The sequence below is a fragment of the Pseudooceanicola onchidii genome (assembly GCF_004959925.1).
Lineage (GTDB): Bacteria > Pseudomonadota > Alphaproteobacteria > Rhodobacterales > Rhodobacteraceae > Pseudooceanicola > Pseudooceanicola onchidii.
In genome coordinates, this window is sequence record NZ_SPUW01000001.1 from 868,066 (window position 1) to 887,959 (window position 19,894).

Genomic DNA, 19,894 nt, shown 5'->3' on the forward strand with positions numbered 1-19,894 from the left:
CCAAATCCCTGATGCTGGTCAGGCGGGACATGAAGTGCGACCCGTCAATGAAAAAGGGCGACCCGCAGGCCGCCCTCAAAGTTCGACAAGTGGATAGATGTCAGGTGCCGTAGGCTTTGACCTGCCCCATGACGTCCTCTGCCGCCGCCACAAGCGCCTGCGCGATCGTCTGGCATTGCTCGACCGTCAAACGGGCCGGAAGGCGGGTATCACAGGCGCGCAGCAGCATGGCGCGAGTCTTGGGCAACTCGGGCAGGTCGGTGATGAACTGCCAGTTCCAGAAGGCGCGCGCATTGTCCGTCGACATGCCGAAAACCTGGACTTTCACGCCCCGTGCGGCAGCGGCATCCTGAAATGCGCGGGTCTCGTCATCCGAGAGACCCTCAAGATTGAACTGAAGACTGTCAGGCGCGCGGACCTCAGCTTCCAGCTTGGCGGGCACCGTAATCCACGGGGATTGTTCGATGATTTCGGCAACGCGGTCGTGGTTGCGCCGTCCGTCCCGGACCCGCCGTGCCAGTTCGGGCAGTTGCGACCGGGCGATGGCGGCGCTCATGTTCGACAGGCGCAGATTGTAGAGCGGCAGTTTGTTCTGCCAGCGTTCCAGCGCCTCGACCAAGTCGTTCGAGTTCTCTCCATGCCGCGCCTTGTGCTTCTTCCACATGTGCTCATAGGCGCCGGACATGATGATCGCCCGCGCAACCGCATCGGCATCGTCCGTGATCAGGATCCCGCCTTCACCGGAATTGACCATCTTGTAGGACTGGAACGAGAAACAGCCGATCTTGCCGATCGTCCCGATTTTCTGGCCATTCCAAAGGGTGCCAAGAGAATGCGCCGCATCCTCGATCACGGGGATGCCTGCGCTGTCACAGGCCTTCATGATCGCGTCCATGTCAGAGGTATGGCCACGCATGTGGCTGATAATGACCGCCTGAACGTTCGGAAGCTTGGCGTGGAAGTCCTCAAGATCGATGCGATAATTGTCGCCGCACTCACACAGGACGACGTCGCAATCGGCGTGAACGATCGACGACGGGACCGCGGCAAAGGTAAAGGCCGGGATCATCACGCGCGCGCCACGCGGCAGGCCAAGCGCCTTGAGCGACAGGAAAAGCGCGGCGGAACAAGAGGATACGGCAAGCGCGTACCGCGTGCCCATCATCTCGGCAAAGTCGGTTTCCAGAAGCGTGACGGGCGCATCTTCGGGGGCCGTATAGCGGAACAGATCCCCGGATTGCAGCAGGCGCTCGATTTCCTCGCGGGCGGCTTCGGGGATGGGCTCTGCATCGTAGACGTTCGGCGGAAGAGTCATCTTTCGGCTTTCCTGAAGTTTGTTTTCGGGAAACCTAAACGAAGCGTCTGTGCGAGCCAAATGAAATCTGGGTGACGCTTTGCCTCAGATACCCAGCCGGTCACGCAGGGCGAACCAGCTCATCGCAGCGACCAGGAAAGGCGTGCGCAGCGCGGCGCCGCCGGGGAAGGGCGTGTTGGGCAGGCGAGACATGGCGTCGAAGCCCTCGGCCTGGCCGCGTATCGCCTGCGCCATGAGATAACCGGCGTGTGTCGCCGTTCCGAGCCCATGCCCGGAATAGCCGGAGGCCGTGAGGATATTGGGTGCCAAGCGCGCAAAATAAGGCAGCCGTTTCATGGTGATGGCCAATGTGCCGCCCCAAGCGTAGTCGATCTTCACATCCCTGAGATGCGGATAGATCTCGGTCATCGGGCGACGCACCTTTGCGGCGATGTCGTGGGGGAAGCGATACCCATAGCTTTCGCCGCCGCCGAACAGCAGCCGACCGTCTTCGGAGAGGCGATAGTAGTTCACCACGAACTTGTCGTCCGCGACGGCGATATCTTCGCCCAGCACTTTCGCGGCGTCAGGGCCGAGAGGTTCGGTCGCCGCGATGAAATTGTTGATCGGCATCACCCGGGCGGCCACCCGGCGATCCAGGGTCCCCAGGTAGCCGTTGCACGCCAGAAGAAGGTGATCCGCCGTCACCTGTCCTGCGCCGGTCCGAACCGTGACCTTGGACCCGCGCACGACATGATGGACCTCGGATCTTTCAAAAATCTTAACGCCGGCGGACGTGGCCGCCTTGGCCAGCCCGAGCGAGAATTTCAGCGGATGCAGATGCGCCGCGCCCCGGTCGATGATGCCGCCCTTGTAGGCGGGCGAGGGGATGATGCGGGCAAAGTCGGCGTCGTCGGGCGTGTCGATCTTCGAATAGCCATAGCGCGCGTCCAGATGGGCGGCATAGTCGTGAAGGTGCTGAACCTCGGAGCGCGAAGACCCGGTCCAGGCCACGCCAGGCGTCAAACCGACGTCGATGTCATGCTTGAAGATCAGGGACTTGGTGAATTCCTTCGCCTCTTCGCCCAGCTTCCAGAAATGCTGCGCGTCGTCCATCCCGACCATCTTTTCCAGCGTCATCTGGTCTTGCCGCTGGCCCGATCCCAGCTGTCCGCCGTTGCGTCCTGACGCGCCAAAGCCGACGCGCTGCGCCTCGACCAAGATCACCGACAGGCCGGCCTCGGCGGCATGCAGCGCGGCCGAGAGGCCCGTGAACCCCGCCCCGATGATGCAGACATCGGCCGTCTCTGCGCCCTTGAGGACCGGAAAGGGCGGCAGAGGTGTGGCGGTCGCGGCGTAGTAGCTGGGCGGATACTGACCGGGGCGATCGTTGGAGTGCAGCAGGTTCATGACGGCCCCGGATCAGACGTTGAGAAGAAGGTGCTCACGCTCCCACGGGCTGATAACGCCAAGAAATTCCTCGTATTCTGTGCGTTTCACAATGGAATAGACACGACAGAATTCTTCCCCCAGCACCTCGGCGATGCCGGTGGCGTCGTCCATGGCATCCAGCGCCTCGCCCAGGGTACGGGGGAAGTCGCCGTCGCCCTCATAGGCGTCACCGCGGAACTGCTTTTCGGCGCGCTCTTCGCGCATCAGGCCCAGGTAGCCCGCCGCGAGGGACGCCGCGATGCCGAGATAGGGGTTGCAGTCCATTCCCGCGACACGGTTTTCGACGCGCCGCGCCTCAGGAGAGGAGATCGGCACGCGGATGCCCGTCGTCCGGTTGTCGCGGCCCCATTCCAGGTTGATCGGCGCGGCATGGTCCTTCACGTATCGCCGGTAAGAGTTAACATAGGGTGCAAGCAGCGGGATCACTTGTGGAAGATGATGCTGCAAGCCCCCGATAAAGCTGTAGAAAGCATCCGTTTCACCCCCCTGCGGTCCGGTGAACAGGTTGCGTCCGGTTTCCATGTCGATGATCGAATGGTGGATGTGCATCGCGCTGCCCGGGGCATCCCCGATCGGCTTGGCCATGAAGGTCGCGAAGCAGTCGTGACGCAGGGCAGCTTCGCGGATTAGGCGTTTGAAATAGAAGACTTCATCAGCCAGTCGCACCGGGTTTCCATGGCGCAGGTTGATCTCAAGCTGGCCCGCGCCGCCCTCTTGGGTGATACCATCGATTTCGAAACCCTGGGCTTCGGCAAAGTCGTAGATGTCGTCGATCACCGGGCCGAATTCATCGACCGCCGTCATCGAATAGGCCTGTCGCGCGGCGGCGGGGCGGCCGGACCGGCCCATCATCGGTTCAATCGGCTTCGCAGGATCAAGGTTGCGCGCGACGAGATAGAATTCCATCTCGGGGGCGACGACCGGTTTCCATCCCTGATCTTCATAAAGTTTCACCACGCGTTTCAAGACGTTGCGCGGCGAATAGGGGATCGCATTGCCCTTGCGGTCATAGGCGTCGTGGATGACCTGAAGGGTCCAGTCGCCGGTCCAGGGGGCGGCCGTGGCGGTCGAATAATCCGGCCGCAGGGTCATGTCGGGTTCGATGAATCCTTCGTCCCCTGCCGCTTCGCCCCAGTCGCCGGTGATCGTCTGGAAGAAGATCGAATTGGGCAGGTGGAAGAACTGCTGGCGGGCGAACTTGGTCGCGGGAACGGCCTTGCCCCGGGCGATGCCGGGCAGGTCGGAAATGATGCATTCGACCTCGTCCAGCCGGCGGCCTTCAAGATAGGCGCGCGCCGGGTCGGGCAGCTTGTCGGTCCAGTCTTCGCTCATGCCATGGCCCTCTGAAAATGGGCCGCGATCTTGTCGGCCTCTGTCTTGTTGTCGACCGGCATGTCGAGTGCCGCGGCCGCGCCATCGCGCACCGTGGCGTCCAGCGCAGCGCCCCGGACCTTCAGCAACCCGGCAACCTCGCGCCGGTCGAACTCAGGATGGGGCTGAATGGTGTAGATCCGGTTACCATAGGCTAGCGCCGCATAGGCGCAGCGATCGGACGAGGCCAGCACGCGGGCGCCATCGGGCAGGGCGGTGACCTGATCCTGATGCCAGGCGTTCAGCGCCTCTTCCCGGTCGTCGAAGCGATAGATCGTGCGTCCGACCGACCAGCCGCCATCGAATTTCTCCACAGTGCCGCCAAGGGCTTGCGCAATGATCTGGTGCCCGAAGCAGACGCCGACCAGGGGGCGATCCGCGTCCTTGATCGCGCGGATCAGGTCTTCGAGCCGGGGGATCCAGGCGTGGTCCTCGTAGGCGCCATACTTCGAGCCCGAGATCAGCCAGCCATCGCAGTCGGTCGCGCTGTCGGGAAAGATGCCGTCGCAGACGGAAAAGACTTTGAAGTCAAATCCGTAGCCGGAAAGAAAATTCGAGTAGAGCGCGCCATAATCGCCGGTTTCCCCCTGAAGTTCTTCAGGGAAATGGCCGCATTGCAGGATGCCGATCAGCATGAGTCACCAGTTGTTTGGGTTGCGCCGAAGGTAGAGGAGGCGTCGCGGCGCGGCAAGGGGGCCCTCAGACGGCCTCCAGGTAGGTCTTCCAGTGCTGCTCGACCGGCAGCTCGGCCAGACGCTCCTGTTCTTGCCGCTTGGTCAGAACATAGTTCTTGATCAAGGCCTTGGGGAAGATCCGGGCGATCATCGGATCCTTTTCGAAGGCCGCGATCGCCGAGGTCCAGTCAGGCTTCAGCTGGGGCAGGTCAAGCTCGTAGGCGTTGCCGGAAATCGGCGGCGGCGCGACCATGCCGTCCTCGATCCCGATCAGCGCGGCGCCCAGGATCGCGGCCAACGCGAGATAGGGGTTGTTGTCGCCCCCGGCCACGCGATGTTCGATGCGCCGCGCCTTGTTGCTGCCCCCGGGAATACGCAGCGCGGCGGTGCGGTTTTCATACGCCCAGCAGGCCCCCGTAGGCGCGTGGCTGTCTTCGACGAACCGGTCATAGGAGGGCCCGTGCGGCGCGAAGACGAGTGTCGAGGCCGGCAGCGCCTCGAGGCAGCCTGCCACGGCGTTGTGCAGAAAGGCCGTGCCTTCGGGTCCGCCGTTGTCGAAGATGTTGTTGCCCTGCCGGTCCATGACCGAGAAATGGACATGCATGCCCGTGCCGGCCTCGTCGAGGTGCGGTTTGGCCATGAAGGTCCCGGCCATGTCGAACTTGCGGGCCATGCCCTTGATCAGGGCCTTGAACAGCCAGGCATCATCGGCGGCGCGCAGGGCTTCGCGATGTTCCAGGTCGATCTCGAACTGGCCAAGCCCGGCTTCGGAAATGGTGGACTGGGCGGGGATATCCATATCCTCGCAGGCCTCGTAGACGGCCGAGATGAAGCCGTCGAAGGCATCCAGCTGCCGCAGCGACAGGATGGCGTTGCCCGACAGCGGACGCCCCGATTGCGGGTTTTCCGGCGGGTTCAGCACCGGGCCGCTGTCGTCGACCAGGTAGAACTCCATCTCGATGCCGGCGTTCACGGTCCAGCCCTTTTCGGCATACCGCTCAAGCACGGCGCGCAGCGCGTGGCGGGGATCGCCCAGGAAGGGCATGCCGGTGTCGTGGAACATCTCCATCGGGACCAGAGCCGAGGGCGTGTCCAGCCAGGGCAGCGGCACCGGGCCGCGTTCGGTCGGCATCATGACGCCGTCGGCATCGCCGCTGTCGAAGACCAGCGGGCTGTCCTTGATATCCGCCCCCCAGACATCGACGTTCAGCACCGACAGGGGCATGCGCACCGATCCCTCGGCCAGCTTGTCGAAGGCGGACCGGGGCAGGCGCTTGCCCCGCATCTGGCCATTCAGATCAGCAGCGGCGACACGGAACGTGCGGATATTTCCAAGGGTCATGTTTCAACGAACCATCTGGGGCCGGACGCGCAGCCGGGGCCGGGTGGCCTGCGGCAGGTGCCGGTTGAGGTGCCGGTAGACCCGGCCATAGGCAAAGATGATCCCGAGGCTCAGCAGGATGAAATAGAAGGCCAGGATCGGGTAGGGGACAAAGGGATTGAAGGTCTTGTCCGCGAAATAGTTGGCGTAATAGAGCGCGTCGCCCTTCTGCTGCCACGCCGGGAAGGACGAGAAGAAGACCAGCGTCGTCGCATGGGTCAGGAAGATCGACTCGTTCGTGTAGGCGGGCCAGCCAAGGCGCAGCATCGTCGGGAAGGTGATGCGGCGGAACTTGCTCCAGCCGCTGAAGCCATAGGCATCGGCGGCCTCAAGATCGCCCTTGGGGACGGACCGCAACGCGCCATAGAAGATCTCTCCGGCATAGGCCGAGGTATTGAGGAACAGCACGATCAGCGCCCCTGCGCCGGCACGGGTCAGCCAGCGGGTTTCGGCGGTCAGCACGGTGAAGCCGAGGTTCAGCTCGATCCCGTTCTTGGGCAGCAGGGTGAAGGCCTCGTAGAACAGGAAGAACTGGATGAAGAGCGGCGAGCCCCGGAAGACGAAGATGAACCATTCCGCCGGCTTGCGCAGCCAGGGCGAGGCCGCGTTGCGCGCCAGCGCCAGCCCGACCGACAGGCCGAACCCCAGAAGCAGGGCGAAGATGGCGAAGTAGATGTTCCAGATCAGGCCCGATCCGATCAGCGTGAACTGCTGGCACAGGGTGAAATCCGTCTTCGGCAGCAGCCGTTCCCCGATCCCGATGGACCGAAGACCGTAGTCCGCGATGGTCTGCATGCAGCTCATGTGCGTGCCTCCTCCATCCCGGCCATGGTGGCCTGACCGCGCGACAGGCGGCGCGACAGACGGGCAAAGCCGATCTCGGACACGCGGGTCAGCACGAGGTAGAAGACCAGCAGCGCCAGGAAATACCACAGCCGCCAGTCGGGGTGCGGGTAGTCATAGGCGTTGGTCTTGCGGCCGCCCAGTTCGCGCGCCCAGAAGACCACGTCCTCGATCCCCAGCAGGAACAGCAGCGGCGTCGCCTTGATCAGGATAAGCCACAGGTTGGACAGGCCGGGCAGGGCATAGACCCACATCTGCGGCACCAGGATCCGCCAGGTGGCCTGACGACGGGTCATGCCATAGGCTTCGGCGGTTTCCATCTGCGCGCGCGGCACGGCGTTCATGGCGCCCGCCAGCACATAGGCCGCGAAGGCCCCGAAGACGAAGGCAAAGGCCGACATGCCAAGCGCCACGCCGTAGTATTCATGTACCCACTGCGGTGAGGACGACAGGGGCAGTTTCGCCTGCGCGCAGACCACGAAATCACTGCCCTGCCGGACGGCCTCGGTCCAGTCGGGGCATTTCCACTTGTGACGCAGCCACTCAAGCCCCTGGTCGAGGGCGAGCGGCATGAAGAGGAAGAAGGCGATGTCGGGCACGCCGCGCACGATCGAGGTATAGCCAACCCCGAGCCAGCGCACCGGCGCCACATGCGACCGTGAGGCCAGCGCACCTGCAAAGCCGACGGCGAGCGCGATCGGCGCGGTCACCAGCATCAGCACGACCACGAAGACAAAGCTTTGGTAGAAGAGGAAATGCTTGCCTGTCGTCAGGTAACACGACAGCCAGGTCAGCCCTTCAAGGGTCTTGGGATCGGCGCAGTATTCGAACATGTCAGATGGGAAAGGGGCGGGGCAGCATGGCCCCGCCCGGATCGCTTAGTAGGTCTGGGCGTCTTCGCCGAACCACTTGATGATCAGCGGGTTCAGCGTCCCGTCGTCTTTCATCGACTGGATGGCCGCGTCGAATTTCGCGCGCAGTTCGCCATCGCTTTCACGCAGGCCCATGCCGACGCCGCCGCCAAGCGGAACGTAATCGCCGACGAAGGTGTATTCACCGGCGGATTCTTCGACGAAGGGCTTGAGGTAGTCGAGGTCGGCCATGACCGCATCGGCTTCGCCGTTCTTCACGGCGGCGATGGTTTCGTCGGGCGTCGCGAATTCGACCAGCGTCGCGCCGGTTTCGGCGACGTGGGCCGCCTGGATGGTGCCGGTCTGGGCCGCCACGACGCCGCCCATGATGTCGACATCATCGCTCAGCGCCATGTAGGCGGAATTCGACGGCGGGGTGTAGTTCTGGGTGAAGTCGATGACCTGGTCACGTTCGTCGGTGATCGACATGCCCGCGATGATCACGTCGTAGTTGCCAGAGACGAGGTTCGGGATGATCGAATCCCAGTCGTTGGTGACCCATTCGCAGGTCAGCTCGGCGCGCTTGCACAGCTCGTCGCCCAGTTCGCGCTCGAACCCGTCGACTTCACCTTTGTCGTTGATGAAGTTGAACGGGGCGTAGGCGCCTTCGGTGCCCAGGCGAACCGTCTTCGCGTGGCTTTCGGCCATGCCCATGCCGGCCGACAGTGCGACGGCTGCGGCGGAAAGGATGAGTGTCTTCATATTTTGACTCCCTGTTGGTGCGGCGGGTTTGTGCCGCTTATGATCTGACAGCCTTGTCACGTATTTCCGCTGTGACAAGAGGCTATCGCCCGAATTTTGCGCATCTTTGCCGCTGACGATACGTCAGGCTTCAATGAAGGGCAGCCCACGGTCATGCCGTGGCGGTTGCCGACAGAAACTGTTTGAGCCGCTCGGACGAGGGGTTGCCGAACAGCTGATCCGGCGCGCCCTGTTCCTCGATCAGCCCCTGATGCAGGAAGACCACCTGATCCGACAGATCGGCCGCCAGGCGCATGTCGTGGGTCACGATGATCATGGTGCGGCCCTCGTTGGCCAGATCGCGGATCACCTTGACCACTTCCTGTTCCAGCTCGGGATCCAGCGCCGAAGTCGGTTCGTCGAACAGAAGCGCCTCGGGCTCCATGCACAGCGCCCGCGCGATGGCGGCACGCTGCTGCTGACCGCCTGACAATTGTGCGGGCCAGGCGTCGGCCTTGTCGCCGATACCGACCTTGTCGAGGTATTCGCGCGCCTTGGCCTCGACCTCGGACCGGTCGCGGCCCAGCACGGTCACCGGGGCCTCCATCACGTTCTGCAGGATGGTCATGTGCGACCACAGGTTGAACTGCTGGAACACCATCGACAGGTTCGTCCGGATCCGCAGCACCTGGTTGGCGTCGCCCGGACGCCGCGCCATGCCCGTTCCGCGCCAGTGCACGGCCTCGCCCTTGAACAGGATGTCGCCCTGCTGGCTGTCTTCCAGAAGGTTTGCACAGCGCAGCAGTGTGGACTTGCCCGACCCCGACGATCCGATCAGCGATACGACTTCGCCTTGCCGGGCCGTGATCGACACGCCCTTGAGGACCTCGAGCATGCCATAGCTTTTGTGAATGTCGCGGATTTCGATGACGGGCGGGGTCTGCAAACCGGGGTCTCTCCTGCTGGGTCGGCCAAGTAGGACGCAAACGGCGCATGATTGCAACGCCCTCGTAAGGGTAGAAGGCCGGATTTGCCCGATTTTTCAGCGTGACGAGGGGTCAGAGGGTCGGCACGGGCACCGCATGGTAGGCCGCGTCGGGCACGTCGACGACGCCGTACAGGTGCAGGACGGCACGATCGTCTTCGGTCATCCCGGCGACAGCGGCCTCAAGCGCATGGCGCAGCTGGGCGACCTCTTCGTCCGTCCGGTCACCGGCGGTGATAAAGGGCGTCGCCGGGGTCGGGTCGGTCTGGCCGATCACCACGAGATCGCGGGCCCATCCGTCATAGGCCAAGGCCATGCGGAAGCTGTGGGCATCGATCGCGGCGATATCCGCCGCCCCTTCTGCGACCATCTGCGCCGATTTGCGATGCGCGCCCGAAGCCGTCACCGAGGCAAAGCGCGCCCCAAGCTTCGCGGCGTGGTTCATGATCGCGCCGAACCCGGATTGCGAACTGTCTTCATTGATCACCAGTCGCAAGTCGGCCCAGTCCTTGGGCATAACCCCGGCGTGTTCGGGGCGCACCACGATCTTCGAGGCATAATACCCCGGCGGACAGCCCTCCAGCCCGTAGTCCGGGCTGCCGACCTTGCTCACCTTGCCCTTTAACTGCCGACTGTAGGGCAGGCCGCAGGTCTGCGACAGCAGCAGGTCGGGCGCCAGCCAGTGTGACCAGAGATCCCCGTCCCGTTTCAACACCTTGGGCGCGTCTGTCCCGGCTTCGGCGAGTGTGCTGGCGACAGAGGCCCACAGCCGGTCAGAGGCCGGTTGCACCTCAGGCCAGTCGTACATCGGAAGGCTGGCAATCACCGTGAGGCCACCTTGATCCGCATGGCGTTGCTGTCCTGGTCGGTCACGCCCAGCAGCGACGCGGCCAGGCGCAGAAGCGCGTCTTCCTCGGGATCGCGGGTGCCATCGGCCAAGACGACGGACCACATCGCCTCGATCACGCCAAGGCGGTCCTCATAGGCGACCGCGTCCTTGATGGCGCGGGTGAAACGCACGGTGTCGGGCGCCTGCGCTTCGATTTCTTCGGCATCGGTCACCAGTGCGGCGGCCTCGCCGGTGCCAAGTCCATAGCGTTCGGCGGCGATCTGAAGGATCACCTTGCGCTCGGCCGTATCGAAATGCCCGTCGCTGCGCGCGATCCGCACCAGAAGGGCCACCAGCGCCAGGCGGGCGTCGGTGTCGGACAGGGGATCAGGCTGCGGCCGGATCAGGCGCGTTAAGAGATCTGCAATCATTCTCTCGATATAATCGGACTCGCAAGGAAGGCCAATAAGTCCCGACATCCTTGTGAACACAGCGGAATTCAGGAGGGCGACGCGTTTTTGTGCAAACTGTCGACAAAAAGTGGATTTTGTTACTCTACTTTTGGTTGCGTGACAAAGTTTCGCCTTATTTCGATGTAACGGTCGGACCAACGACACCACTGTCGTCGGCAAACAAAAACCCCGGAGAGGGAATAGGAACATGCTGGCCATCGTGCAGAAAGATTGGACCACACTGGCGCCGGAGCGTCAGATCTCGCTTCTCAAAAAGCTCAAACCCGACATGCTGTGCACCTTCGTGCGCCGCCTTGACCCCACTGAACTGGACATCTCGGTCCTGCGTTGGGTCGCCGCCCGGCAGGAACTCGACCTGGGCACCGCCCTGACGCTGTTCTTCGCCTTCTCGCCGCGCCGCTACAACCTGCTGCCGAAAGATGCCCTGTCAGATGATCTGCGGGCCCGGTGTTCGGTCATCGACGTGCTGTGCCAGCGGATCAACTGCGGTTTCTACATCCCGATCGCATCGCGCCGCATGGAAAACCCTGCGCTCGTCGCCGACTGGATCAAACGCCAGAGCGAGAATATGGAAGCCGGACGCAAGGCACGCTGGAACTTCGATCCGTCGATCCTGTCGCCGATGCTGGCAGACAAGCCGTCGTCGCCCCGCGTCGGTCGCATCGCATCGCGCCCGGGCCTGATCCAGGGGCTGTTCACACCGCTCTTCGTCGCCTCGCGCACCTGATCTTTACTGCATTGTCCGGTCCGATCCCGCGCCGCGGGATCTAGTCGGATTGTGACCGCGACCGGAACGTCTGAAATTGTTCCGGGGTCTGAGATATTGCCAGAATTCGCCGACGTGGCCTTAGCGCTGGCCTGTCGCAGCTGTGCAACGCACCAGCGCTTGCGTGCTCGTCCCAGCCGTCTTTGCCTGTTTGGGAACTGATAGACCAACGCGCTATCTAAACTTTTTGCACTGAAGGCGACCCTCAGTTGGGCAGGGTACGGGCATCACCGCCACCGAAGGCACCCGGTTTGAGCGACGCCCCCGAGCCCCGCCTGGCCCAGCACGCTCCGCAGCCCCGAAACCCCTAATACTTTGACGGAACGTACAATTCCGGCGGCAGCACGTGCCGTTCGTAGTCGCTGTTGTGCACGCGGTCCGGCAAGGAGATCTCGTCTCCCTCCACCTCTTCGTAGGGGAACCGCGTCAGCAGATGGTCGATGCAGTTCAGCCGCGCGCGCTTCTTGTCGTTCCCCGGTACGATATACCAAGGGGCCTCTTCAATGTTCGTCCGCTCAAGCATCTCTTCCTTGGCGCGGGTGTAATCCTCCCACCTGATCCGCGATTGCAGGTCCATAGGGGACAGTTTCCACTGTTTCAGCGGGTCGTGGATGCGGATCAGGAAGCGCAGCTGCTGCTCTTCGTCGGTGACCGAGAACCAGTACTTCACCAGGCGGATTCCCGACCGGACCAGCATGCGTTCAAATTCGGGAACGTCCTGGAAGAACTGTTCCACCTGGTCCTCGTCGGCAAAGCCCATCACGCGTTCAACCCCGGCGCGGTTGTACCACGAGCGGTCGAACAGCACGATTTCCCCACCCGCGGGCAGATGCGGGACGTAGCGTTGGAAGTACCACTGTGACTTTTCGCGCTCGGTCGGGGCGGGCAGGGCGACCGTACGCACGACGCGGGGGTTCAACCGCTGAGTGATTCTCTTGATGACGCCTCCCTTGCCGGCACTGTCGCGCCCCTCGAAGATCACCACGACCTTTTCGTTGTTGGCGACGACCCAGTCCTGCAGCTTGATCAGTTCGGCCTGAAGTCGCAGCAGGGTGCGAAAGTAATCGGCGCGGGGGATGCTGGGGCCATGGGCCTTGCGATAGATTTCCCTGATTTTCATCGACAGGACGGCGTCTTCCATCTCGAGCTCGTATTCCTCGTCGAGCGCATCCATCAGCTCGGCCTCGAGCCAGTCTTCGGCATCCTTGAAATCGTCGGGGGACATGTCGGCCTCGTTCCTGTCAGTCTGCCCCTGCCGGGTCTGGCAGGGGGTTTCTGGCTTAGAGCACAGAATTGTAACGGCAATCGGACGGACGCCGAGACGCTGTGATGCCAGTTGGCGTCTGTTCCTTCTGAAAAGTTGACCTAGTTTCCTCCGTCGGATCAAGACGGAGCCTGCGCTGACCATGCCGACTGACGCAACACGTTCGACATTTGCGACACGCCAAGGTGTTGGCGCAGTGCGGGACGATTTGAAGGATCGTGTCATGACACGCGCTTCGGCGGTCGAAAGTCTGCACGTGCTTAGTGTTGCACATGCCCAGGATGCCGCGGCAGCCTGGCGCAGCAGCCGCGAGGACTGTGACGCCCTGAAGGCCGAGCTTTACCGGATCCGCAGGCGCGTGTCCTCGCTCTCAAACCTCATCGCAGAGGCTCGGCGCATGGGCGGAGACCCGGCGTCCGATCAGGATCCGGACGCCTGACCCCTGTCAGACCAGTCGTGACACATCCTTCGCCGCACGGACGAAATCGGCAAAAAGGGGATGCGGATCAAAGGGTTTTGACTTCAGTTCCGGATGGAACTGGACGCCGATGAACCACGGGTGATCCTTGACCTCGACGATTTCGGGCAGACGGCCGTCCGGCGACATCCCCGAGAACCGCAGGCCGTTTTCTTCCAGCTTGTCCCGATAGGCGACGTCGACCTCATAGCGGTGACGGTGCCGTTCCTCGATCTGGGTTGCGCCATAGACCTCGGCCACCTTGGACCCTTCGGCCAGGGTCGCGGTATAGGCCCCAAGGCGCATCGTGCCGCCCTTGTCGTCACCGACCTTGCGGCGCACCTGGTGATTGCCCTGCACCCATTCCTTGAGGTGGTAGACAACCGGTTCGAACCGCTTGCCGCCGGCCTCGTGGTCGAACTCCTCCGACCCGGCCTTTTCCAGCCCCGCGACATTGCGCGCGCTCTCGATGACGGCCATCTGCATCCCCAGACATATCCCCAGGTACGGGATTTTCCGTTCGCGGGCGAACTGGGCCGCCTTGATCTTCCCTTCGGTGCCGCGTTCGCCGAACCCGCCGGGCACCAGGATGGCGTGATAGCCTTCCAGATAAGGGGCCGCGTCCTTCTTGTCGAAGACCTCGGCATCGACCCATTCGACGTTCACACGGATGCGGTTGGCCATCCCGCCATGCACCAGCGCCTCTTTGATCGACTTGTAGGCGTCCTCAAGCTGCGTGTACTTGCCGACAACGGCCACGCTGACTTCACCATCGGTGTTATGGATGCGGTCGTAGACGTCCTGCCAGACCGTCAGATCGGGGCGCGGGGCAGGGGCGATCTGGAAGGCGTCCAGAACTGCCTGGTCCAGGCCTTCGCGGTGATAGGCCAGCGGGGCCTCGTAGATCGACTTGAGGTCATAGGCGGCGATCACCGACTCGGGCCGGACGTTGCAGAAAAGTGCCAGCTTCTCACGCTCTTTCTCGGGGATCGGCTGTTCGGACCGGCAGACCAGGATATCCGGCTGCAGGCCGATGGAGCGCAATTCCTTGACCGAATGCTGCGTCGGCTTGGTCTTCAGCTCACCGCTTGCCGCCAGCCAGGGCAGCAGCGTCAGGTGCATGAAGATGCACTGGCCGCGCGGCTTGTCCTGCGCGAACTGGCGGATGGCCTCAAAAAAGGGCAGGCCTTCGATATCGCCGACGGTGCCGCCGATCTCGCACAGCATGAAGTCGACCTCATCATCGCCGATATTGATGAAGTCCTTGATTTCGTTGGTCACGTGCGGAATGACCTGGATCGTCTTGCCCAGGTAGTCGCCGCGCCGCTCTTTCTCGAGCACGTTGGAATAGACCCGGCCGGAGGAGATCGAGTCGGTCATCCGCGCCGCGACGCCGGTGAACCGTTCGTAGTGGCCCAGGTCGAGGTCGGTTTCAGCGCCGTCGTCGGTCACGAAGACCTCGCCATGTTCGAACGGCGACATCGTGCCCGGATCGACGTTCAGGTAGGGGTCGAGCTTGCGCAGGCGGACCGAATAGCCCCGCGCCTGCAGCAGCGCCCCGAGGGCTGCGGAAGCCAAGCCTTTACCAAGGGACGACACAACGCCGCCCGTGATGAAAATATACCGCGCCATGGTCGAAGGCTCCCGTGAAGTCTTGTGCGTAAGATCGCAAATCCTAAGAAAATGGCTCCTTTCGGAGCACATCTCACGGGATTTAAGACCTAACAGATTCGCGGCCCAGAGTCCATCCGTGCCGCAAGATGATGTTGGGGCGGCAGGGCCGCCCGCAAGGGGTGGTGGATCAGTCGGCGGACGGCGTCAGGCTGCCACCCTCGGCCGGAGCCGGGGGCAGAAGCGATCCGCCGCCGGGCAGGGCCGGGGCGTCTTCCGTCTCGACCGGTGCCGCCGATGGGGTCAGCCGGTCAAGCACCGACGCCCCCGCAGATTTCTCGGCCGCGATGATCGTCAGCGCGATCGACGTGCCGATGAACGCAGCCGCCAGGATCCAGGTCACCTTGGACAGGGCGGTCGCCGCCGCGCGGCCCGACATGGCGCCGCCGCCGCCGCCCATGCCAAGCCCGCCGCCTTCGGACCGCTGAAGCAGCACGACGCCGATCAGCGCAAGGGCAAGAAGCAGGTGGATGATAAGGACAACGTTTTCCATAAGGGGCGGCCTGTCGGTCTAAGCGTCATTGCGCGCGACGGGATCCCGGCGCACGTTTCGCGGCTAGATAGGATGTATGGCGCAGGGCCGCAAGGGGGTTGGATGCCAATGCGTCAATCCTCGACGTCATCCACATCCGCCTGACCAGAGACCTTTCGCCGCACGATCGACCAGCTCAGCCCGATGCCAAGCACCAGCGACAGGGCCAGGATGCCCAGCCAGGTGTTGATCCCGGGGTCGGTCAGCCGCACGATTCCGAAGTCGACCAGCACCCAGATCAGGGCCCCGAAGACCGCCGCGACCAGCGCCATGCCAAACGGCCCGATCGACCGCAGCGTGGCGCGCAGGTAGATGATGTAGCCCACCAGCAGAAGCAGGCCCAGCAGCACCGCCAGCGGCATCTGGTCGGGCCAGGTCCGCGACACCCAGGCGGCATAGTTCCAGTCGGTCGGGTTATAGCTGAGCGCGATCAGCACGAAGGCGATCAGCCAGCGAAGAAGAAATCCCATGGTGTCTCTGCTCTTGCGTCGGGGGTGACCCAAGGCTTGGCCAATCGGGGCGCCCCTGTCCAGCGCCTTGCGCAGGGTCGTGCGGCGATCTGCCGGGGCAGGGCGCAAATTCCGGTTTCCGTTCCCGTGGGCTTTGGCTACAAGGACGCCGTTTGCACAGAGCCGGAGGGAAAGCCATGGCCAATGTTGTCGTCGTCGGAGCCCAGTGGGGTGACGAAGGTAAAGGCAAGATCGTCGATTGGCTGTCCGAACGGGCCGACGTCGTCGTGCGCTTTCAGGGCGGTCACAACGCGGGCCACACGCTGGTCATCGACGGCAAGGTCTACAAGCTGCACGCGCTGCCCTCGGGCGTGGTGCGCGGTGGCAAGATGTCGGTGATCGGCAACGGCGTCGTGCTGGACCCCTGGCACCTGATCAAGGAAATCGAAACGGTTCAGGCGCAGGGTGTCGAGATCAGCGCCGAGACGTTGATGATCGCCGAGAACACGCCGCTGATCCTGCCGATCCATGGTGAGCTTGACCGCGCCCGGGAGGAGGCCGCCTCGGCCGGGACCAAGATCGGCACCACCGGCCGCGGCATCGGCCCGGCCTATGAAGACAAGGTGGGCCGCCGGTCCATCCGCGTCGCCGACCTGGCCGACGAAGCCACGCTTGAGGCGCGCGTGGATCGCGCCCTGCAGCACCACAACCCCCTGCGCCGGGGCCTGGGCATCGACGAGATCGACCGCGACGCCCTTCTGGCCCAGCTCAAGGACATCGCGCCGAAGATCCTGCCCTACGCCGCGCCGGTCTGGAAGGTGCTGAACGAAAAGCGCAAGGCCGGCAAACGGATCCTTTTCGAAGGTGCGCAGGGCTCGCTGCTCGACATCGATTTCGGGACCTATCCCTTCGTCACCTCGTCGAACGTGATCGCGGGGCAGGCGGCAACCGGGTCGGGCATCGGCCCCGGCGCGATCTCCTATGTGCTGGGCATCGTGAAGGCCTACACCACGCGGGTCGGCGAAGGCCCGTTCCCGACCGAACTGCTGGACGAGGACGGCCAGCGCCTGGGCGAACGCGGGCACGAATTCGGCACCACCACGGGCCGCAAGCGCCGCTGCGGCTGGTTCGACGCGGCCCTGCTGCGCCAGACCTGCGCGACCAGCGGCATGACCGGCATCGCCCTGACCAAGCTGGACGTGCTGGACGGGTTCGAGACGCTCAAGATCTGCGTCGGCTACGATCTGGATGGTGATCGGCTGGATTACCTGCCGACTGCCGCCGACCAGCAAGCCCGCTGCAAGCCGATCTACGAGGAAATGCCGGGGTGGAGCGAATCCACCGAAGGCGCGCGCAGCTGGGCCGATCTGCCTGCCAACGCCATCAAGTACGTCCGCCGCGTGGAAGAGCTGATCGACTGCCCCGTCGCTCTTCTGTCGACCAGCCCGGAACGGGACGACACGATCCTCGTGACCGACCCCTTCTCGGACTGACCTGACCACCCCGGCCAAGTGCCGGGGTTTTCGTATCGCGTGGCCTTTCGCGCCTGATCCCCCAAGCCCGACCCGCAAAGGGGACCCGATGCGCCCTGTGATCTTCGACCTCGACGGAACCCTGATCGACAGCGCCCCGGGCATCGCCGCAGGCGTCAACCTGGCCCTGGCTGACTTCGACCGCCCCGCGCTGAGCCTTCCCAAGGTCATCAGCTTCATCGGCCACGGCGTGCCGGTCCTGATCGCGCAGGTGGCCGAAGCGGCGGGCATCGCAGCCACCGACGAACCCGCGCTTCTGGCGGCCTTCCGCAGGCATTACGATGCCGATCCCGCCGGCGGCAGCGACCTGTTTCCCGGCGTCCGCGACACGCTTGAGGCGCTGCAGGCCACGGCCACGCCGCTTGGCCTGTGCACCAATAAACCCGAGGCCCCGACCTTCGCGATCCTCGAGGCGTTGGACCTGCGCCGCTATTTCGATGTCGTCATCGGCGGCGATACCCTGCCGCAGCGCAAACCCGATCCCGCGCCGCTGCGCCTGGCCTTCGACCGGATCGGCGCGTCCGGCGCCTATGTCGGCGACAGCGAAGTCGACGCCGCCTGCGCCAAGGCCGCCGGGGTGCCGTTCTTCCTGTTCACCGAAGGCTACCGCAAAACGCCCGTCGCCGATCTGCCGCACCTGGTGGCGTTCGACAGTTTCTCTGATCTGCCGCACCTTCTGGCGCAGGGCTGACTGCCCGCATGCTTGCCGACGGGCACCCGGCACGCTAAGTCCCCCCGAAACCCGGCCCGACCCGGATGACGCCCGGATCACGCAAGGAGAGGCAGATGGCGCTCAGTTACAAGGCACGGCGACGCTGGTCCCTGATCATCCTGGTGATCGGCCTGCCGCTCTATATCATCATCGCGGTGAATGTCGTGGCGCTGTTCGACCGGCCGAGCATCCTGGTCGAACTGCTGATCTACACGCTGCTGGGCGTGGCCTGGGCGATCCCGCTGCGCGCGGTGTTCAAGGGGGTGGGCAAGGCCGACCCCGACGCGCCCGATCAGGACTGACCGCGCAGGCCCGGTATTTCATCCCAACCGATTGCCTTTCAGGGACTTGGCCTGTCAGATGCGCCGACCAAGCTCGGACCCTCATTCATGCGCCCCGCCACATCGCCGCCGCACCTCTGGACCCTCATCCTTCTGACGGGAAACTCGGTCCTCACGCTCAACATGTTCCTGCCCTCGCTGCCCCACATGGCCGAGGATTTCGGCGTCTCCTATGCCGTGATGAGCCTGGCCGTGGGGGGATATCTTCTGATCACCGGCTTCGCGCAGTTGATCTTCGGCCCGCTGTCCGACCGCTATGGCCGCCGCCCGGTGATCCTGACCGGCATGGCGATCTTCACCCTGGCCTCGCTGGTTTGTGCCCTGACCGAAAACTTCGCGGTCTTCCTGGCCGGGCGTCTGTTCCAATGCGCCTCGGCCACCGGGCTGGCGCTGTCGCGCGCCGTCATCCGCGACCAGTTCGAGGAACGCGAAGCCGCGACCAAGATCGCCACCGTGGCCATGATCATGGCCATTGCCCCGATGCTGGGACCGGCCCTTGGCGGCGTGCTGGACACCGTCTTTGGCTGGCGGGCAAACTTTGTCCTCTATGCGTCGGCGGGGGCCACGCTGTTCATCCTGTGCTGGTTCGACCTTGGCGAAACGCATCTGAAGAAATCCGCCACCTTCGGCGCGCAGTTCCGCGAATACCCCGAACTTCTGCGATCAAGACGCTTCTGGGGCTATGCCCTCTGCGCAGCCTTCTCGGTCGCGACCTTCCACATCTTCGTTGCCGGCGCACCGCTCGTCGTGGCCGCGACCTTCGACATGGGATCGGCCGAACTGGGCGTCTACATGGGCACGATCACCCTGGGCTTCATCCTGGGCTCGGGCATCTCAAGCCGGATGTCGCACCGCTATCAGCTGTCGACCATGATGATCGCGGGCCGGCTGCTGGCGGTCGCCGGGCTGGGCCTGCCGGCCCTTGCCATCGCGGCGGGTCATGTCTCGCTTCCGCTGTTTTTCGGGGCGATGATCCTGTCGGGGATGGGCAACGGCATGACCACCCCCAATGCCAACACCGGGTCGATGTCGGTCAGGCCGCATATCGCCGGCAGCGCCTCGGGGTTTTCGTCGGCGCTGATCGTCTTTGTCGGGGCGTTCGGCACGACGCTTGGCGGCGCGTTGGTCAGTGCGGAAAACGGCGCGCTTGTCCTGCCGGTGCTGATGTGCGCCGCCAGTGTCATTGGCCTTGTGGCGGCCCTGTCCGTCCGCGCCATCGACCAGGCCGAGGCCCGCGCGCGCGGCGCCTGATCTTCTTCTGGTCCCAAATACCTCG

Annotated in this window: 21 protein-coding genes; 6 read left to right on the top strand and 15 right to left on the bottom strand. The window is 63.9% G+C overall.

The genetic code is table 11. The annotated features are described in order from the left end of the window. Positions 1 to 100 precede the first annotated feature (100 nt). The 11 genes from E4S58_RS04185 to E4S58_RS04235 form a co-directional block, all read right to left on the bottom strand. Positions 101 to 1,315, bottom strand: coding sequence for a DegT/DnrJ/EryC1/StrS family aminotransferase (locus tag E4S58_RS04185; protein WP_136635039.1), 1,215 nt, complete (start codon positions 1,313 to 1,315; stop codon positions 101 to 103). A gap of 84 nt (positions 1,316 to 1,399) precedes the next feature. Then, positions 1,400 to 2,704, bottom strand: a complete 1,305-nt coding sequence (locus tag E4S58_RS04190; protein WP_136635040.1) for an NAD(P)/FAD-dependent oxidoreductase — start codon at positions 2,702 to 2,704, stop codon at positions 1,400 to 1,402. Positions 2,705 to 2,716: 12 nt separating this feature from the next. Next, the gene (locus E4S58_RS04195) at positions 2,717 to 4,078 is read right to left on the bottom strand and encodes a glutamine synthetase family protein (protein ID WP_136635041.1); all 1,362 of its coding nucleotides are present in this window, start codon (positions 4,076 to 4,078) and stop codon (positions 2,717 to 2,719) included. Then, positions 4,075 to 4,752 (bottom strand): type 1 glutamine amidotransferase, encoded by a 678-nt coding sequence (locus E4S58_RS04200; RefSeq protein ID WP_136635042.1) that lies wholly within the window; start codon positions 4,750 to 4,752, stop codon positions 4,075 to 4,077. Before E4S58_RS04200 ends, E4S58_RS04195 begins: the two co-directional genes overlap by 4 nt. 64 nt (positions 4,753 to 4,816) lie before the next feature. Continuing rightward, positions 4,817 to 6,133, bottom strand: coding sequence for a glutamine synthetase family protein (locus E4S58_RS04205; RefSeq protein ID WP_136635043.1), 1,317 nt, complete (start codon positions 6,131 to 6,133; stop codon positions 4,817 to 4,819). A gap of 3 nt (positions 6,134 to 6,136) precedes the next feature. After that, complete coding sequence (locus tag E4S58_RS04210; RefSeq protein WP_136635044.1) at positions 6,137 to 6,976, bottom strand: ABC transporter permease; 840 nt, start codon at positions 6,974 to 6,976, stop codon at positions 6,137 to 6,139. After that, positions 6,973 to 7,848, bottom strand: a complete 876-nt coding sequence (locus E4S58_RS04215; protein ID WP_136635045.1) for an ABC transporter permease — start codon at positions 7,846 to 7,848, stop codon at positions 6,973 to 6,975. The genes E4S58_RS04210 and E4S58_RS04215 overlap by 4 nt, the downstream gene beginning before the upstream one ends. Before the next feature lie 45 nt (positions 7,849 to 7,893). Continuing rightward, entirely contained in the window at positions 7,894 to 8,628 is a 735-nt protein-coding gene (locus E4S58_RS04220; protein WP_136635046.1) for a transporter substrate-binding domain-containing protein, read from the bottom strand. A 151-nt stretch (positions 8,629 to 8,779) separates the two neighbouring features. Then, positions 8,780 to 9,502 (bottom strand): ABC transporter ATP-binding protein, encoded by a 723-nt coding sequence (locus E4S58_RS04225; protein WP_136635830.1) that lies wholly within the window; start codon positions 9,500 to 9,502, stop codon positions 8,780 to 8,782. A gap of 163 nt (positions 9,503 to 9,665) precedes the next feature. Further along, a complete protein-coding gene (locus tag E4S58_RS04230) occupies positions 9,666 to 10,418 on the bottom strand; it encodes a phosphate/phosphite/phosphonate ABC transporter substrate-binding protein (protein ID WP_136635047.1) in 753 nt (250 codons plus the stop codon). Next, the gene (locus E4S58_RS04235; protein WP_136635048.1) at positions 10,415 to 10,852 is read right to left on the bottom strand and encodes a tellurite resistance TerB family protein; all 438 of its coding nucleotides are present in this window, start codon (positions 10,850 to 10,852) and stop codon (positions 10,415 to 10,417) included. Before E4S58_RS04235 ends, E4S58_RS04230 begins: the two co-directional genes overlap by 4 nt. Before the next feature lie 229 nt (positions 10,853 to 11,081). On the opposite strand from E4S58_RS04235, the gene E4S58_RS04240 reads away from it, so the two are divergent. After that, positions 11,082 to 11,621: a hypothetical protein gene (locus E4S58_RS04240; RefSeq protein WP_169052590.1), complete on the top strand. Its 540-nt coding sequence runs from the start codon at positions 11,082 to 11,084 to the stop codon at positions 11,619 to 11,621. A gap of 346 nt (positions 11,622 to 11,967) precedes the next feature. Here the strand turns inward: E4S58_RS04240 and ppk2 are convergent, their stop codons facing one another. Continuing rightward, entirely contained in the window at positions 11,968 to 12,885 is a 918-nt protein-coding gene (gene ppk2 / locus E4S58_RS04245; protein WP_136635050.1) for a polyphosphate kinase 2, read from the bottom strand. A 262-nt stretch (positions 12,886 to 13,147) separates the two neighbouring features. On the opposite strand from ppk2, the gene E4S58_RS04250 reads away from it, so the two are divergent. Then, complete coding sequence (locus tag E4S58_RS04250) at positions 13,148 to 13,363, top strand: hypothetical protein (protein WP_136635051.1); 216 nt, start codon at positions 13,148 to 13,150, stop codon at positions 13,361 to 13,363. 6 nt (positions 13,364 to 13,369) lie between these two features. Here the strand turns inward: E4S58_RS04250 and E4S58_RS04255 are convergent, their stop codons facing one another. The 3 genes from E4S58_RS04255 to E4S58_RS04265 all read right to left on the bottom strand — a co-directional run bounded on the left by E4S58_RS04255 (position 13,370) and on the right by E4S58_RS04265 (position 16,054). Next, positions 13,370 to 15,013 (bottom strand): CTP synthase, encoded by a 1,644-nt coding sequence (locus E4S58_RS04255; RefSeq protein ID WP_136635052.1) that lies wholly within the window; start codon positions 15,011 to 15,013, stop codon positions 13,370 to 13,372. Positions 15,014 to 15,182: 169 nt separating this feature from the next. Further along, positions 15,183 to 15,545, bottom strand: a complete 363-nt coding sequence (gene secG / locus E4S58_RS04260) for a preprotein translocase subunit SecG (RefSeq protein WP_136635053.1) — start codon at positions 15,543 to 15,545, stop codon at positions 15,183 to 15,185. 113 nt (positions 15,546 to 15,658) lie between these two features. Continuing rightward, positions 15,659 to 16,054 (bottom strand): DUF6524 family protein, encoded by a 396-nt coding sequence (locus E4S58_RS04265; protein ID WP_136635054.1) that lies wholly within the window; start codon positions 16,052 to 16,054, stop codon positions 15,659 to 15,661. Between the two features lie 176 nt (positions 16,055 to 16,230). On the opposite strand from E4S58_RS04265, the gene E4S58_RS04270 reads away from it, so the two are divergent. The 4 genes from E4S58_RS04270 to E4S58_RS04285 all read left to right on the top strand — a co-directional run bounded on the left by E4S58_RS04270 (position 16,231) and on the right by E4S58_RS04285 (position 19,869). Next, positions 16,231 to 17,526, top strand: a complete 1,296-nt coding sequence (locus E4S58_RS04270; protein WP_136635055.1) for an adenylosuccinate synthase — start codon at positions 16,231 to 16,233, stop codon at positions 17,524 to 17,526. An 88-nt stretch (positions 17,527 to 17,614) separates the two neighbouring features. Beyond that, positions 17,615 to 18,256 (top strand): phosphoglycolate phosphatase, encoded by a 642-nt coding sequence (gene gph, locus E4S58_RS04275; RefSeq protein ID WP_136635056.1) that lies wholly within the window; start codon positions 17,615 to 17,617, stop codon positions 18,254 to 18,256. Between the two features lie 95 nt (positions 18,257 to 18,351). After that, positions 18,352 to 18,579 (top strand): DUF2842 domain-containing protein, encoded by a 228-nt coding sequence (locus tag E4S58_RS04280; RefSeq protein ID WP_136635057.1) that lies wholly within the window; start codon positions 18,352 to 18,354, stop codon positions 18,577 to 18,579. A gap of 87 nt (positions 18,580 to 18,666) precedes the next feature. Further along, positions 18,667 to 19,869, top strand: coding sequence for a multidrug effflux MFS transporter (locus E4S58_RS04285; protein WP_136635058.1), 1,203 nt, complete (start codon positions 18,667 to 18,669; stop codon positions 19,867 to 19,869). Positions 19,870 to 19,894: the final 25 nt, after the last annotated feature.